This is a genomic window from Paenibacillus sp. LPE1-1-1.1 (assembly GCF_040676435.1).
In the GTDB taxonomy this organism is placed as follows: Bacteria; Bacillota; Bacilli; order Paenibacillales; family Paenibacillaceae; genus Pristimantibacillus.
On record NZ_JBEGHY010000023.1, the window covers coordinates 376684 to 392376 of the forward strand.

General features: G+C 45.2%; 12 protein-coding genes and 2 pseudogenes. 3 read left to right on the plus strand and 11 right to left on the minus strand.

Features of this window, described 5'->3' with window-relative positions; all coding sequences use genetic code 11:
• Positions 1-547: 547 nt before the first annotated feature.
• From MRBLPE1_RS18365 to MRBLPE1_RS18390, 6 genes and pseudogenes are all read right to left on the minus strand, one after another.
• Positions 548-730 (minus strand): annotated as a pseudogene (locus tag MRBLPE1_RS18365) (aldo/keto reductase); the annotation flags it as partial.
• A gap of 20 nt (positions 731-750) precedes the next feature.
• The gene (locus tag MRBLPE1_RS18370; protein ID WP_364148063.1) at positions 751-1227 is read right to left on the minus strand and encodes a UPF0158 family protein; all 477 of its coding nucleotides are present in this window, start codon (positions 1225-1227) and stop codon (positions 751-753) included.
• A gap of 288 nt (positions 1228-1515) precedes the next feature.
• Positions 1516-2295, minus strand: coding sequence for a hypothetical protein (locus MRBLPE1_RS18375; protein WP_364148065.1), 780 nt, complete (start codon positions 2293-2295; stop codon positions 1516-1518).
• Between the two features lie 291 nt (positions 2296-2586).
• Positions 2587-4842 (minus strand): excinuclease ABC subunit UvrA, encoded by a 2256-nt coding sequence (locus MRBLPE1_RS18380; protein WP_364148068.1) that lies wholly within the window; start codon positions 4840-4842, stop codon positions 2587-2589.
• Positions 4843-5072: 230 nt separating this feature from the next.
• Complete coding sequence (locus MRBLPE1_RS18385) at positions 5073-5471, minus strand: SRPBCC family protein (RefSeq protein WP_364148071.1); 399 nt, start codon at positions 5469-5471, stop codon at positions 5073-5075.
• Positions 5468-5797 carry an ArsR/SmtB family transcription factor gene (locus tag MRBLPE1_RS18390; protein WP_364148073.1) on the minus strand — a complete coding sequence of 110 codons (330 nt, stop codon included), beginning with the start codon at positions 5795-5797 and terminating at the stop codon, positions 5468-5470. The genes MRBLPE1_RS18385 and MRBLPE1_RS18390 overlap by 4 nt, the downstream gene beginning before the upstream one ends.
• A gap of 603 nt (positions 5798-6400) precedes the next feature.
• Here MRBLPE1_RS18390 and MRBLPE1_RS18395 point away from each other — a divergent pair.
• Positions 6401-6874, plus strand: a complete 474-nt coding sequence (locus MRBLPE1_RS18395; protein WP_364148076.1) for a DUF2975 domain-containing protein — start codon at positions 6401-6403, stop codon at positions 6872-6874.
• A gap of 302 nt (positions 6875-7176) precedes the next feature.
• Here MRBLPE1_RS18395 and MRBLPE1_RS18400 read toward each other — a convergent pair whose 3' ends face one another.
• The 4 genes from MRBLPE1_RS18400 to MRBLPE1_RS18415 form a co-directional block, all read right to left on the minus strand.
• Positions 7177-7470, minus strand: a complete 294-nt coding sequence (locus tag MRBLPE1_RS18400; protein ID WP_364148078.1) for a hypothetical protein — start codon at positions 7468-7470, stop codon at positions 7177-7179.
• Positions 7471-7563: 93 nt separating this feature from the next.
• Entirely contained in the window at positions 7564-8136 is a 573-nt protein-coding gene (locus MRBLPE1_RS18405; protein ID WP_364148081.1) for a GNAT family N-acetyltransferase, read from the minus strand.
• 796 nt (positions 8137-8932) lie between these two features.
• Entirely contained in the window at positions 8933-10999 is a 2067-nt protein-coding gene (locus MRBLPE1_RS18410) for an Ig-like domain-containing protein (RefSeq protein WP_364148084.1), read from the minus strand.
• A 196-nt stretch (positions 11000-11195) separates the two neighbouring features.
• Positions 11196-12176 carry an aldo/keto reductase gene (locus tag MRBLPE1_RS18415; protein ID WP_364148086.1) on the minus strand — a complete coding sequence of 327 codons (981 nt, stop codon included), beginning with the start codon at positions 12174-12176 and terminating at the stop codon, positions 11196-11198.
• 383 nt (positions 12177-12559) lie between these two features.
• On the opposite strand from MRBLPE1_RS18415, the pseudogene MRBLPE1_RS18420 reads away from it, so the two are divergent.
• Positions 12560-12889: pseudogene (locus MRBLPE1_RS18420) on the plus strand (aminotransferase class I/II-fold pyridoxal phosphate-dependent enzyme); the annotation flags it as partial.
• Positions 12890-13152: 263 nt separating this feature from the next.
• On the opposite strand, the gene MRBLPE1_RS18425 reads toward MRBLPE1_RS18420, so the two are convergent.
• A complete protein-coding gene (locus MRBLPE1_RS18425) occupies positions 13153-14496 on the minus strand; it encodes a PLP-dependent aminotransferase family protein (RefSeq protein WP_364148089.1) in 1344 nt (447 codons plus the stop codon).
• 169 nt (positions 14497-14665) lie between these two features.
• Here MRBLPE1_RS18425 and MRBLPE1_RS18430 point away from each other — a divergent pair, with 169 nt between their 5' ends.
• Entirely contained in the window at positions 14666-15613 is a 948-nt protein-coding gene (locus tag MRBLPE1_RS18430; protein ID WP_364149732.1) for a DMT family transporter, read from the plus strand.
• Positions 15614-15693: the final 80 nt, after the last annotated feature.

The window sequence follows — 15693 nt, forward strand, 5'->3', positions numbered from 1 at the left end:
CCTCCGTTGATACTTTTGTTTGACTCATTCCGCGTCTCCTTCATGTTCCTCCTGTGGATGTATCTCCACATCGTCGTTCCTTTCTTGATTAAAAGATACACATTCATGTGGTGAGTCGGCATCACCATATGTGGTGATTGATGTGGTGATTTGTCAATTGGGAGGCTATGCGGAAATCAGAAAAATCCCCGGCATATGGTTTGCCAAACCTGCCAGGGTCGGAGTGAATTTTTTGGGGGGTGGTAAAGAAAGAGGTTAATCCAAGAACTGCCGCGCCGCCAAGAGGTACTGTACAACATAGCTCACCGGTACATGTTCATAGTGGAGGGAAAAATCTATTTTGTTGGTCACGGTACTCAACAAGGCTGACGATAATGCCAGCAACCTCGTTTTGGTGATTGTTAAGCTGTATCCTGTTAACTTAATCCTTTGAGGAAAACCATTTTTGCCAAATTATTGGGGGCATATCCGAAAGGGGAGTACCACATAATAGTTACCTCATTTTGCTTAGCAAAGGGCAAAATCTGACTCTCTATACTTCTATCGTTCAATGGTACGCTACTTGATTACAAACTAGTGGGATACTGCCTAAATTGTATTGAGCTTCTTGCAATAAATGAGTGGAAAAGTTACTTACCCCAACATTTTTAACCATGCCCTTGTTGACTAGTTCAGCCATAGCTCCCATCGTTTCCGAAACATCGTACTGTTCACTTGGCCAATGCTGTAAATATAAATCAAGTTAAAACTTCATTCTGCTATTTCAAGATCTTTCTCTTCACACCATTCAATAACTAATTCCTTTACCTTTTTTTCTTTAAAATCAAACCATAATTTTTCGACGTCATGTTCAATGATCCCGTCTTTAAATCTTCTAAATGCCCCTCTTCCTTGAATAGCTCCAAACAATTCTTTTCGAACCTCTGCTTTGCTTAATGTCCCGATAAATTCTTCTACTATTTCATATTCGTTGTACTCGTTACTTAATGTGAAATCGAGGTAAACCTCGCCTTCATCCTCAATAATTTTTAAAGCTTGTTCAATGTTCTCTCTTTGCCAATCCGGATAATTCTCAAGTGGTTCCCCATCTTCTGCCGCTCTCATCTCTTCTGTTGATAATGTTATAACTTCTCCTGTTTGAATGTTTATATATGTAATGCTCTCATCCATTTGAATTTCAATTACAGTAATTAGATCATCTAATTTCACAGCTGCGCTTCTCTTCATTTCATACCTGCCCTTTCATCGAAATTTTATTTACCATACAGTTTATTCAAATTAGCTGAATAAATCAAAGAGTAGAGAATCTGCTATAACCAAAGGGCACCGACCCGTTTCCAAAGGTCTTCACCACATTTACATTCAAAATGAGCCATTTGCACACTTCCTTCCTTTTCATGACAGATAAATATGTGCTTTCATTTACATGTGTTTGTTCAACTATAGACTTCCCGTTAGTTCAGTCAACTTGGTTAGAGTTGCACTAGTTAGTAGGTTATTTGCATAGTTTTATTTTTATTTTTTTGATGCTTTATGTGCTACCTCATCAATACCAACTATCTTGCGGAATTTCCATTGGATCTCCCGATTCAAAGGGTTGTCGTATTCCCAGATATTCTCGTACAGAATAATACTGATTGATCCATCATTTAATTCTAAGTTTCTATAACCATCTGAAAATGCAAGTATTTTTTCTTTTGGGATAAATGAGAAATACTTATGTCCAAACCACATTCTCCATGAAGAGCCAAACCAAATCCCTTCCTTCGTAAAATGATTATGTCCTGGGAAAGATTCGGTATCGATCATTTCTTTGTCTTTACGTATGAAATGCGGCTTAAATGTAACTTGCTCCAAGGGTTTATTAGCTTTTATAAACGCTTCAATATCCGTTTGGTTTTGCCAATTCTGATCTTCACAAGAAACCGCATAGCCGACTATTCCGCCATACACCTGAAAGAAATCAGTAAATTTGTTCGCAATTTCATTAATTGAAGTTTTTTCATAGACAGACTTGCTAAACATACAAAGGATCGAAGGAAGTTGACGAACGCCTTTTGTTAAGGTAAAGGAACTCGTATCATCTTGTAGATCTAATTGAAAATAAACGTACTCATCCGAAAATAACTTCTCTAATTCTCTATTTAGTTGGTTTACATTGAACTTGCGTTCAGTAAGTTTCGTCCTCATCTGATTATGGCTAAATAATACGATTTCATCGATCCATTTTTTAATGTTCTGAAGTGTAACGACCTCCTCAGGAATAACGATCTTCACAAATAATCGATGTTCCAATTAGCCTGCCCCTCCCATGAAAATTGACTTCATTCATAAGTCAACTTTACTTATCGGTAAAGGAAAAATTCGTTATGAACATTGAACTAACCTGCCCCTTACTGTGCTGAAATGAAAAATGCCGCCATGGCATTGGCGGCTAATCTCACTTGGGCCATTACTTCAGTTCGCTTCTAACTGAAATCGAACAGCTGCCGTAGTGATCCGGCAGCTGTTTCTGTAGAAGAGCCTGTTGTGATTGAATTATCGTTACCCGATAGCTCAATCAATGTGCGGCACTTTAAGTTATAGTTATATCAAGTATTTTCCCGTGATCGACTGCTCCGCATGAATGATCTGCGATGGTGTGCCTTCAAACACCACCTGGCCGCCCTTGCTGCCTCCGTCCGGTCCCATATCGATGATCCAATCCGCTTGACTGATCACATCGAGGTTATGCTCGATGACGATCACCGTATTACCGGCATCTACGAGGCGGTTCATGATTTCCATAAGGTGACCGATATCTGACATATGTAGGCCGGTCGTCGGCTCGTCCAACACGTAAATGCTGCCCTTCTTATGCAGCTCGCTTGCCAGCTTGATGCGCTGACATTCCCCGCCCGAGAGTGTGCTGAGCGGCTGGCCGAGTGTAATATAGTTCAGCCCCACATCGCTCATCGCCTGGAGCTTGCGCACAACCTCTTTTAGCTGGAAAAAATCCAATGCCTGTTCCACAGTCATCTCCAGCACATCTGCAATTGACTTGCCGTTCAGCTTGTATGCGAGCACCTCTTCCTTGAACCGTTTACCTCCGCATACTTCGCATGGCAGCTTCACGCTATCGAGGAATGCCAGGTCTGTATACACAACACCCAGCCCTTGGCAGTTCTCGCAAGCCCCTTTGGAGTTGAAGCTGAACAAACCTTGATTGACCTTGTTCGCGGAAGCAAACGCCTTGCGCACATCATCCATAATGCCCGTGTAGGTCGCGGGATTCGAACGTGTGGACACGCCTACCGCCGATTGGTCGATGACAATTGCATCGGAATGCTGGCTAAGGAATACTTCGTTAATCAGCGTACTTTTGCCCGAGCCGGCGACACCCGTAACGACTGTTAGCACTCCGGTTGGAATATCTGCACTCACGTTCCGCAGATTATGCAGCGTGGCATCCTTAATGGATAGTTTGCCGGCTGGCTGCCTGCAATCGTGCTTCAGCTGGAGCGGTCGTTTCATATGGGTGCCTGTCAGCGTACCTGATTCCAGCAGGCCTTGGAAGCTTCCTTCATACACAATGGTACCGCCGCGGCTGCCGGCGTGAGGACCGACGTCGACGATATGATCCGCCAACTTGATCACATCGGGATCATGCTCGACGACAATCACGGTATTGCCCTTATCGCGGAGTTTCACAAGCAGTTCATTTAACCTGTGTACATCACGTGGGTGCAAGCCAACGCTGGGCTCATCGAATATGTAAGTGACATCCACCAGACTGCCGCTCAGGTGCTTTACCATCTTGACGCGTTGCGACTCGCCGCCGGATAATGTATCCGTCTCACGATCCAGCGTCAAATAGTCAAGTCCGATATCCACCAGATGCTGCAGCCGCTCCGTTAGCGATTTGACGACCGGCACGGCGACAGGAATGTCAATCTCCCGAATGACGCGGATTAGCTGTCCGACCTCCATGGAAGCCATCTCCGCAATGTTGAGACCATTGATTCTGCAGCTTAGTGTGGCCTGGCTGAGTCTAGCGCCGCGACAGCTGGAGCAGGGACCCTCGGAAATGTACGGCATAACAGCTTTTTGTGTGCGCTCGGACTTCGTCTTCACATCCTGCTTGATGTATTTGTTGGTGAACTTCTCAATGACGCCTTCGACTGTAATATTCGTTGCCTTACCGGCGAAATCCATCTTAACTTTCCTTGCCTTCGAGTACAGCAGTTGCTCCAGTTCCTCATCCGAATAAGCGCTCAGCTTCTTGTCGAGATCGAAGTCCCCCGACTGCACGACCATGTTCCATTCCCAGCCGTTCAACGAATAGTCCGGCAGCATAATTGCCCCTTCATTCAACGACTTTGACATGTCAAGCGCCTTGCTCATGTCGACGCCCAACCTGCGACCAATCCCGTTGCACTCGGGACACATGCCTTGCGGATCGTTAAACGAGAACATGTGCGCTTGTCCAACATAAGGCTGACCCGCTCGTGAGAAGAGAAGACGGAGAATGGGAGAGATATCGGTAATCGTTCCCATCGTGGAATGGGAACCGCCGCCCAGCCGCTTCTGGTCCACAATAACAGCCATGCTCAGGTTCTCAATCGCGTCCGTATCCGGCTGGGGAACGCGGGGTAGGAAGCTGCGCACGAACATGCTGAAGTTCTCATTCAGCAATCGCGTGGATTCTGCGGCGATCGTATCGAAGACGATCGATGACTTGCCGGATCCGGATACCCCGGTGAAGATCGAGATCTTCCGCTTGGGAATGCGCAAGGATACGTTCTTGAGATTGTTTTCCCTCGCACCCGAGATTACGATATACTCCTGATTAGATTCGCTCATGTTAACATCCTTCCGAAAGTGTTAATTTCTACTTCTATTCACATTTTATCCATACGCAATAAGTGCGAACTTGATCCGAAATGACAAGAACTTGCCAGATTGTCTAAAGTAGACATAAACCGGCTGCAAACGACATGCAGCCGGTTTATATTGATTCGGGTCAAACAGAGTGCAATTATCGTACTCATTAAATTAGCATTGATGAAAGAGATATTTAGTACCTAATACGGTTATTGTGCCAACAGCTTTTCAAGCTCGCCGCTCCAATTACTCCAGCCGTACCTAGCGCCTTCGAGTCCTTGAACATTCGAGAATCCGGTTTGGTCAAGATGGAGATTAACCTTTCCTTCCCCTAAATCCTGCAGCGTCCAGTTGACCGTGTGTTTCTCCTCGCCGACGGCCCATGTATAGGACAACCGATTTGGTGGATCTACAATTAGCACTTCACCGTCAATAATTCCATCCCAATATTCGTTCGGCTGAGCGCGAAACTGAAAACGGTGACCCACGACGGGCTCGAAATCATTTTCCAAAACCCACTTGGCAAGCTTGCTTGAATCGGTTATGGCGGACCAAAGCTTCTCGATCGATGTCCTGTACTCAAAATCCAACTCTAATTTTAAACTCATTCTTCTTCCTCCTCTAATAGTTGGTTCAAGCGCAACATATTCGTGCTCCAGAAATTGCTGTAGAAAGCTACCCAATCTTGAATTTCTCTGAGTGGTGATGCGTTAAGCCTAAATCGCGTTTCTCTGCCGACTTTTCGGTCAAGTACCAGCCCGGCCTCTTTAAGGATTGTCAGATGCTTGGATACCGCTGTACGGCCCATTTGAAACTGTGCCGTTAATTCATGAAGCGGGATCTCCTCTGCCTCGGCTAACAGACGAATTAGTTGGCGCCTAGTTGGATCTGCAATCGCGTCAAACACATCCCGCAACTGGTTGTTCTCGCTCACAACACCCTCTCCATGTAGTAGAAATCTATTGGTGGTACGAAGGGCCAGCCGTTAATTTCGCCACCTCCTCATAATTGTTTCAAGTGAAACCTATTCAGGTGCCAAACTTTCTTAGCACCTAATTGGACACCATTTAGTGACGTTTTGATTATAGGTCACCATATGGTGTCGTGTCAACAACTTTAATATACCGAATAACACAAATTTGTTTCGTATTTTGCCTTAACACCAGGTCAATCCCATAGCCCTGCATCGCCTATTCAGACGTGGCTTAATGAAAAAAAGGAACAGCTGCGGTCCGCAAACTGCTCCTTGGTGCTTTAATCTAAAATACGGGATGACAATTTTATTCGGCTTTTTCAAATTCAGCACCCTTGCCGTTGTAAATAAAAGTATACCCACTATTTTTGTTGAACAAGTTGTAAATTTAACATCTTAAAGTAAGAGCATCTCTTTGTAATGAGAAATGCTTTTTATTTTTGTCAAAATTATAAGGACATTTCAATAACAATAATAATAAAATAAAAAACAATACTAATTTATTGAAAAACGATAAATCATATGATAAAATCATGTTGTCATTAAATAGGTGAGGTGTTTTAAATGAATGTTAAAAGAGGTTCAACCACTTTCTTAAAGGTAATTATTTTTCTGTCTGGCATTGCAGTGCTTGCTTTGTGTATCTGGTTGCCTGAGATAGCCGTTAGAGATGCAAGGGTACATCCAGATACGGCTTACTTCCTAATCCCCTTTTTAGTATGTGCATACGGATTCTGTATGGCCTTTTCTGTTGCGTTGTATCAAGCATATAAACTATTAACCTACATTGAAAAGAACAATGCTTTGTCTGAATTATCCCTTAAATCATTGAAGATTATAAAGAAATGTGCTTATACAGTCATTTTCCTCATTTTGTTAGGAATAGTAAGCTTAAGGGTCCTTGCTCAAGTTACAGATAGTGATGATGCGGCGGGCCCTACATCATTATGTCTAATGGGTATTTTAGCAACAAGTATCATCATAGCCATTGTGGACGCACTTCAAAAGCCATTAATAAATGTCCTGGAGATTCAATAAAACCAGACAACTAATTTATTTAACTACGGGGACGATATCTCAATGAACCGCCTTTTCACCAAGGCGGTTTTCTTATGGTCAATTATCAACATTAGAATTTAACATAGCTTTTTGATTAATACGTTATTCCATTCGCTTTTCCACGCTTATTTTATCACAATCCATCATTAACGTAATCTGCCAGTCCGTTCAACGCCCAGCAGTACATATGTAGTGAAAATCTAAAAAAGGCTGCCGCTGCAGCTCCTTCATCGTTGATATAAAGTCCTTCATGAACTAACGTTAACCGTTACGTTACTTGCCTATCTTTTTTCGCTAATCCATTGATTGAATTTAGTTTCCCTCCATGCAACCCATCCCATTGGCAGATCAGCAAGTTGGATCAAACTCGGGTCAATGTCTATTACTTCTTTCAAACCCAGTATACGTGCTTCTGTTTCACTCACATCGCCACCATCGAGAAACTGCCACATTCTATCATCGTCGTCATGGGATACATATAGAATAGGACTTTGTCTTTTCATAATTTTATGGGTGGTAATAACAGCTGCATTCTCGGGATCTTCAAATGGCCAAGATCGAACCATTTTTTTCATCTGTTCCATTCACCTTCTGAACCATAATAAAGTCATTTCCTTTTTCTGTTATAGAAACTAAATGGATACTTCGAGCAAATATATTATTTTTCGCTATTTGGTCTTTGAAAGAAACTCAACAAATTCGTCTTTCGTTAGACCAAACAAGATGGAATCATAATATCGTCCATTAGTAAAATAGACTTGGCGACGAACTCCTTCTTGAACACATCCGACTTTTCTGAGCATCGCAGCCGAGGTTTCGTTTTCTTCAAGTACGTAACTGTTGAACTTATTTAGTCTCCGCTCGAAGAAAGCATATTTTAATAGTATGGTTACTGCCCTTGTTCCGCAGCCCTTCCCTCGATGGTCTCTGTCTATTTGAATACCGATGCTAAACGTGCCGTTTCTTTCGTCGATACTGTTTAGATTAATCCCACCAACATTGTCACCGTCCAAGTTCTCAATAGTAAACATAAGACGATTCGACGAGAAGTCAGAAAATGTTTCTGCAAAAGATTTTGCTTCTGCAACTGTGGGCGGCAATTCAACAGCACACTCTAAAAGGCGCCGTGCAGGGGTATCGAATCGGTTGATATAGTGGTCTTCCCAATCTTTCGGTTGTATTGCACGCAATCTTAAAGCTTCATCCTGCCAAAAATAATTGTTGTAATCTATATCTCGCATGGTATGCCTCCAATAATTTTGTTTGTTGTACTCATAACGATTTTAACCATTAAATCAATATGTACGTAGTATTTTTTGGTTATAATTAAACTGTCCGTCAGCTTAATAAAGAAATGGAGCAATTGCCGCTGGAAACTACTCCTTGTTTGTTCAACTATCTTCACTCGTTAGCTGAACAGTTATTTTTTCGAGTTCGTGATTAAGTAAGCTGTAATAAAAGAGAATTGGAGAGAAATCACTAATGAAATCACTACTAGGGTTCCCTCATCGCTTTCAGGAATTAATAAAGCGGATAACAAATAGAATGCTATTATCGTAATAACAACAACACCAATAAAAACACCAACCAGCTTTATTCAACTTTCATTTTCCGCTCGGTTTTTCACCCCTAAATCCCCCCAAAAAACAAATAACAGTGTGTTCCACATTTTGTTAAAATATCCTGTCCATTAGCTTAAATAATGTGCTGGCCACCGAAGCGCTTTCTCTTATTAGTTCAATAATTGATTGCTATTTTTGGCAAGAATTTGCGTACTTCGCACCATCCTAAGTCATGTTTTCACTCGCACGCTCACCCCTGCACTCTCATATGCAAAAAAGTACCCATCGCTATAAACACTAATTCAAGTGTCTAAAGTATGGGTACCCTATTGTTTCATTCTTGTATTTCCGCTTCTGGCGTCGATCTCTTTGGCGGCGTCTCAACTGCACCGGCTTCCCTGCCCTCCCGATGAAGGTTTCTTGCAGCCGTTTGAAGGACGCTCATCCTGAAGCGTTTCGATCCGTCAGACGTTTCTTAAATGCCGGTGAAAAGAAGGCTGATGTCCTCATTGCCGTTCTTCGTCTTCCATCCGTTGAAGCCTGCCGCGTCGGTAATTCCCGGTTTGAACGTGAGATTGTACACCAGGCCCGGTGTCATGTCCTTGGTCAGCTTCAGCGTAACCTCGGTGACGACCGCGCCTGTGTTGTTTAATTCGTCGTGGGCGATACCGACGGTATCCCCTCCTTGTTCCTTCAAAACGAAGTAAGGCTCATTCACGTTTTTCACCGGTTCGCTGAAGACGACTTTAATCGTCGTCCGGTTCAAAACGATTACCTGTTTCGCGTAAGGAGCCTCATTGGCGGCAATGGTTCCCGCGAATGCGGACTCATTAGCACCGTCCTGCGAGATGAGTGACGATACGCCCGTTACCCTCGCCGTGTAAACGTGGCCAGGTTGGAACAAGCCCGGGTTCGGATCGGTTCCTGTGCGGAATTGGACGGCAACAACCCTATTCGTTCCCGGCTTGCGGACAGCGTATTTGCTCCAGCCGGACATCGAGACATTAGCGCCGTTGTCCTTGAGAATCGTTACTGCTAAGGAACCGGCGTCCGTGTCCTTAATATCTCTATCGAACGTGATCTCGATGGTGTTCTCGTTAACCGCGGCAATGCTCTGGAGCTTCACCGGCAGGATCGGATTGGAGATTCCCCCGAACAGCAGGCCTGATTTCGTCTCCATCACGTTGCCAGCCAGATCGGGAATGCCCGACACGGTAAGGCTGTACACGGTCTTGTCTTGTTGGGCGGATGTCCGCAGCGTGACGGTACGTCCTTCGTTGTCCAGACTCGCCGAAACGATCGCCAAGCCGCCTATGCTGTACCGTCCTGTCTGCACAGCAATGTCCCGATTCACCTTCTCGCTGAATTTGACGGTCAATGACGCATCCGCATTCACTTTAAATTCCGAATCGATGATCGCCGGCTTTATCGCGTCGTTGTTGCCGACGATGGACAAATCCGTTCGCGTGTCCATGACGTTGCCGGCGAGATCCTTGACGTTTTTAACGGTCAGCCAGTACCGGGCGTTGTCTGACTGGTTCGATGTGGAGAACGTGACCTGTCTCTTGTCCGAAGAGAGTTGCAGCGTCGTTATCTTCAACCCGCCGGAGAACGAGTAGTTTGCGGCATTCGTAGCCGTTTTGTAGTCGACCGGCTCGGAGAACGTCAGGACATAGACGCGAGCCGTTGCACGATCGAACGCGGTTATCGTCGGCTTCGCCATATCAGATCTTGGCGAAGTGTACGTCCACGCCTTGCCGTCGATGGTCAAGTAATGCGTGCGGTTCTCGATTTGATAGCCCGTCGTGAGCAATACCGACATCCCGTCTCCGCCGACCGTCGCGAGAATGATTGGCACGACATTGCCTAGATCGTCCCGCAGAGTGAATCGTCCGATATCCGCCGATTCGGTCTTCGCCTTCAGGTTTACCCGCACCGTCTGGACGTTCAGCCCTTCAACCGATTTCACGTCGAGCGCGCTGCCCCAGCCCGTATATACCGCGTAGATAGCATCCACGAGTACGCCTCGCGTGGCGTTGACCGTATAGTCGTTTCGAGGGGCAATCCAGCCTTTGCTAAGCGCGGTTCCGACCGCAACCTTCGCCCAGGCCGATACTTTGCCTACGAAGCCGATGTTCGGGTTGGGAGGGACATTGTTAATCTTCATCAGCACGGTGGCCAACTCTTCCACCTTCACCGGGGCGGTCGGCTCGAATCGGTTACCCCCTTTGCCAACCATGATGCCAGCGCTTCGCACCGCTTGGACCGCCGTGAACGACCAGCGCGTCTTCAGCACGTCCACGAAGCTCGGCGCGGAATTGGAACGAGGCAATTCGAGAAGCTTGTAGAGCACGGTAGCGAACTGTTCGCGAGACATGGATTCGTTCAGGCGGGATGACCCGTCCTCGAAACCGGTCATAATTCCTTGCCGCTTCAGCACCTGGAACTTCTCCTCCGTCGTGAGCGTCGCCGCTCCAGCGGCTGGGAGTGCCAATCCAAGCAGCAGCGATATCGCGAGCAATGCCAGAGCGATTTTCCTCATCATTACAGCCCTCCTAAGGTATTTCTGCCGGATCCGCAACAAAAGAATGTAAGCGGATGCGGGCCGGCGAATGTACCCTATTTAACGACGCTATGGAGGAAAATGTTTCTGTCGAAGGCTGTCTCTTCCAAAACTAGTCACGATTCGAGCAAACTTCCGAAAATCCGCCGCTAGCTATTAATTTCTCATCCTAGTCTTACTGTGCACCAACTACCGGATGAGGAACATATAGCTCCTCCAGCGATGTAATCTCATCTGGGGTTAACGTGATCGAAAGCGCGCCTACCGCCTCTTCGAGCTGGGATATTTTCGTAGCACCAATAATGGGAGCCGTTACAGGTTGCTTCTGAAGCAACCAGGCAAGTGCAATCTGAATGCGGGGAACGCCGCGTGTTTCTGCGATTTCGGTAACACGATCTGCAATTACACGGTCAATATTTGCCGTTGCATCATACTTCCACTTCTGTGCTTGGTCTGTTTCGGAACGAGGGGTTGTTTCGGACCAGTCACGCGCCAAACGACCTGAAGCAAGCGGACTGTAAGGAATTACACCGATTTTTTCTTCCTTGCAAAGCGGAATCATCTCCCTTTCTTCTTCACGATAAATGAGGTTAAGATGATTTTGCATGGATACAAACCGGGTCCATCCGTTCTTATCGGCTGCATGCAATGCCTTTAGAAACTGCCATGCATACATGGCAGATGCACCTATGTACCTTGCTTTGCCTGCTTTTACCACGTCATGCAGAGCTTCCATCGTCTCTTCAATGGGCGTATTATAGTCCCAGCGGTGAATCTGATACAAATCCACATAATCAGTTCCTAATCTCTGGAGGCTCTTATCAATTTCGCTCATGATGGCTTTTCGGGAAAGCCCGGCGCCATTGGGTCCTGGATGCATTCGGAAATGAACTTTTGTTGCAATGACAATTTCATCTCGATTGGCATACTCCTTTAATATCCGCCCAACCATTTCCTCACTAGAACCAACCGAATAAATATTCGCTGTGTCAAAAAAATTGATTCCAAGCTCTAAAGCTTTTTTGATGATCGGACGGCTATTCTCTTCATCAAGTACCCATGGATGTGTCCAGCGCTCGGCTTCACCAAAGCTCATACATCCAAGACAAAGCCGAGAAACGTCAAGACCCGTATTCCCAAGTTTTACATATTCCATTTTATTTCCCTTCTTTCAAAGTGATTTTCTATCAACTATTGTTCGCTACGATGACTGAAACGTTCAGCTAGTTGATATTATCCCACTTGGAGTTAACTCCAAGTCAAGAGATATTCTGTTAAAATTAGATTCTCGGCTTTATTAGCGGGCATCTAAATTAATGTGAATGGTGCTCACCTCTTCAGGAATCCCTCTCAGGACATTGTCTGCGGCAACAGCTTCGCGATCTCCCAGAACACAAAATGACACTCGCAGCCCCCCCTTCTCTAAGGAGAAAGAAACTGCCCAGTGCCAAACTTTTGTACTATAATGGATCTGAAAATGGATATGATCACGGATCCCGAAGAAGTGTATGAGACTGTAAAGGAAGAGTATGAAAAACTTCGGGCGCGCAAAACGCGCTGGCCATTACGTTACTCGCTTTATTCGAACCGGGAAAACGGATTGCAGTCGATGTGTTCACGTTTGCTAATTTTATTGAAATAGCAAAGATGTATCGGATCCAGTTGGTCCCGATTCTTGGTGACGAGGACGGCATGCTGCCGAGCGAGCTTGAAACTCAGTGCCGGCTGTTGGATATCCACGGCATCTTTCTCATGCCTTCCTGTTCGAACCCAACAACAGTAGTAATGTCAGTGGAACGAAAAAAGGCACTCGCTGCCGTTATTCGCGATCATCATCTAATTCTGATTGAAGATATAATTCTTCTTTTCAAATAGAGAGCGCCCTGCTAAGCCAAGGCGTCCGCGTGTTCCATTCGGATCGCTTTCTGAGCGGTGCCGGCGTGCAGGATAAATTTTAACGTTAAGCACTTTCATCAACGAACTCCATGCAGGAATTAGAAACCGGATTGAAAATTTTGAAAGATTTCATAGATGAATAGGAGCAGGCAGCCGATAAAATGTCGGCTACCTGTTCTATTTTAAAATTCATATGTTCTATACTGATCTAGGTTGCTCGTTGAAAGGTGGCAATTCTACCATATGAAGCTCCTCTTTATTTCTTCAATAATCGCCTTAACCCCTTCAGCGATTTGCTCCGGCTGCGCCCGTGAAATGCTGATCCGCAAAAACTTCTCCCGCTCTAGATAGTCAGGCAAATAGAAGCCATTGCTGGACACGACAATAACATTCCTCGCCGCAAGCCGCTTAATCAGTCGCTCCAAATTGACCGTTTGCGGCAGTTTGAACTGCATATAGACACCCGAACTGACATCAGCGGCTTCAATCAAACCTTCATCGTTGTATTTCAGCAATGCTTCATTCAGCGTACGAATCCGTGCGGCATACTGTTTGCAAATTTTATGCTTGTGACGTTCATACATGCCGCTTTTGATGTACACCTCAAGCGACGCCTGGGACAAAAGAGAGGTGTCGCTATGTCTTTTGTATGTTTGAAAAGTCTCCAGCAACCGTTCTGGCAAAACGGCGGCTCCCAACCGCAAACCAGGGAAAATGATTTTCGAGAAGCTTTTCAAATAAACGACGTGCGAGGTTCTGTTGTACGCGTAAATCGGATCGAAACCTCGTTCTTCGCCCAAGTCGGCCATGTAATCGTCTTCCACGACGTACACGTTATATTTGCTGGCGAGCCCAGCAATCTCCTTCCTTTCCTCAGGGCTGTACGACGTGCCCAGCGGATTGTGGTATCTTGACATCGTGTAAAAAAATTTAATTCCGTCGTTTTTGAACTTGGCCTCTAATTCACGCAAATTGATACCTGTCGCCGTTCGCGTAATTCCGCAGACCGGTATTCCCTCTGTCATAAGAAAACGTAAATATATATCGTAACTAGGCTGTTCGACCAAAATGACCGAATTCCCGTTCGGAAACGGCATTTTCGCCAAGATTTCCAACGCCTGCTGCGCACCCGAAGTCACCATAATTCGCTCCACATTCGCATGCACTTGATCTCCTGCCAAGTGGGAAGCAAGCGTATGCCGAAGTCTCTCCAGCCCTTTCGAATCGCCATACGTGAACAGGTGGTGTTTATATGTATCAATTGCCTTGTTTAAGCAATGCTGGAAATCCAAATACGGAAATACGTTTTCATCCGGCAAAGCCGAAGCGAAATCTATGAATCTGATTTCATTGCCGTTAGGCAAATCTCCCTGTTTTTCGACTACGTAATAGCCGCTCTGCGAGATCGAATAAATAGCGTGCCGCTTCTCCAGCTCTGCGTATGCCCTTATGATGGTGCTGATACTGCATCCGTACTCCTTTGCAGCGCTTCGAACGGAAGGTAGCTTTTGGCCCTGGCGGAATTGTCCTTCCACGATTTTCTGCTCAATATCGGAAAGAATAAACAAATACTTTTTCATGCCGCTCCCCCTCTGCTATCTCTAATCATTATACAAGTCTTAGCCAACTGTATCGATACAGTTTTGATAATACATTATTGTTCAGGCCGCGTTTTAGCCCTATCATTTCAAGTAACGGATAGATGTTCGCGAACACGATCCTGAATTTAGAGGAAAGGAAGAAACCATCATAGAACAAAAAGGATTGAAACTTGCTTATGTCTCTGCGCTATTGAACGCTGCGATAATCGGATTTTCGTTTCTGTTTGCCAAAATGGCGCTCGAACTCGCTGATCCTATTGATACGCTAACGTACCGTTTTACCCTTTCGTTTGCGGTCATCTCGATCCCGGTAATGTTCGGCCGAGTTAAACTGAACTACCTCGGCAAACCATTATATAAAGCATTACTTTTGGCAACAATGTACCCTATCGGTTTCTTTACGCTACAAACGTTTGGGCTGCAGCGCGCCAGTTCTTCAGAGGGAGGCATATTATACGCCGCGACACCGATCTTGACGATGTTATTAGCCGCCGTATTTTTAAAGGAAACGACAACCGTCCTGCAGAAGCTATCGATCTTCCTGTCGGTATTCGGTGTTGTGTTCATCTTTGTGATGAAAGGCAGCGGCATCGATTTGACGAACATAAAGGGTATATTCCTGTTGTTCTTATCATGTCTGGCTTTTGCCGGTTACGGCGTTCTGGCCCGGTCGCTTTTACGAACTTTTAGCCCTGCGGAAATCAGTTATTTGATGCTCGGAATCGGATTCGTTACTTTTCTTGCTGGTTCGCTCACAAATCATGTGACCGCTGGGACGATTGATCAATTCATTGCGCCGCTCGCCAACAGTACCTTTATCATGTCGATTTTCTACCTCGGAGTGATGTCCTCCCTTCTCACATCACTGTTGGCAAACTACGCCTTATCCAAAATCGAAGCTTCTAAAATGAGCGTATTTTCCAATCTTGCGACTATCGTCTCTATCGCTGCCGGCGCGCTGTTCCTTAGGGAAGAGTTAACGATGTATTCGATTATCGGTTCGGCGTTGATTATTGCGGGGGTTATGGGAACGACTCTTTTTGGGCAAAAAAAAGTAAAGACACAAACGTTGAATGCAGACCGTGTTGAAACTTGATGAGAGATCTTATTAAAAATTATTAGCTGAATGTAAAATGTTATCCTACTCACAAACCGATTTTTTTGCGGTAGACAAGG

What these genes read in the sequence shown, in the direction of transcription:
- MRBLPE1_RS18385 (WP_364148071.1), bottom strand. Translation starts at nt 5,471, where the DNA reads ATGAGTTTAAAATTAGAGTTGGATTTTGAGTACAGGACATCGATCGAG.
- MRBLPE1_RS18415 (WP_364148086.1), bottom strand. Translation starts at nt 12,176, where the DNA reads ATGGAATATGTAAAACTTGGGAATACGGGTCTTGACGTTTCTCGGCTT.
- MRBLPE1_RS18400 (WP_364148078.1), bottom strand. Translation starts at nt 7,470, where the DNA reads ATGAAAAAAATGGTTCGATCTTGGCCATTTGAAGATCCCGAGAATGCA.
- MRBLPE1_RS18405 (WP_364148081.1), bottom strand. Translation starts at nt 8,136, where the DNA reads ATGCGAGATATAGATTACAACAATTATTTTTGGCAGGATGAAGCTTTA.
- MRBLPE1_RS18425 (WP_364148089.1), bottom strand. Translation starts at nt 14,496, where the DNA reads ATGAAAAAGTATTTGTTTATTCTTTCCGATATTGAGCAGAAAATCGTG.
- MRBLPE1_RS18395 (WP_364148076.1), top strand. Translation starts at nt 6,401, where the DNA reads ATGAATGTTAAAAGAGGTTCAACCACTTTCTTAAAGGTAATTATTTTT.
- MRBLPE1_RS18380 (WP_364148068.1), bottom strand. Translation starts at nt 4,842, where the DNA reads ATGAGCGAATCTAATCAGGAGTATATCGTAATCTCGGGTGCGAGGGAA.
- MRBLPE1_RS18370 (WP_364148063.1), bottom strand. Translation starts at nt 1,227, where the DNA reads ATGAAGAGAAGCGCAGCTGTGAAATTAGATGATCTAATTACTGTAATT.
- MRBLPE1_RS18410 (WP_364148084.1), bottom strand. Translation starts at nt 10,999, where the DNA reads ATGAGGAAAATCGCTCTGGCATTGCTCGCGATATCGCTGCTGCTTGGA.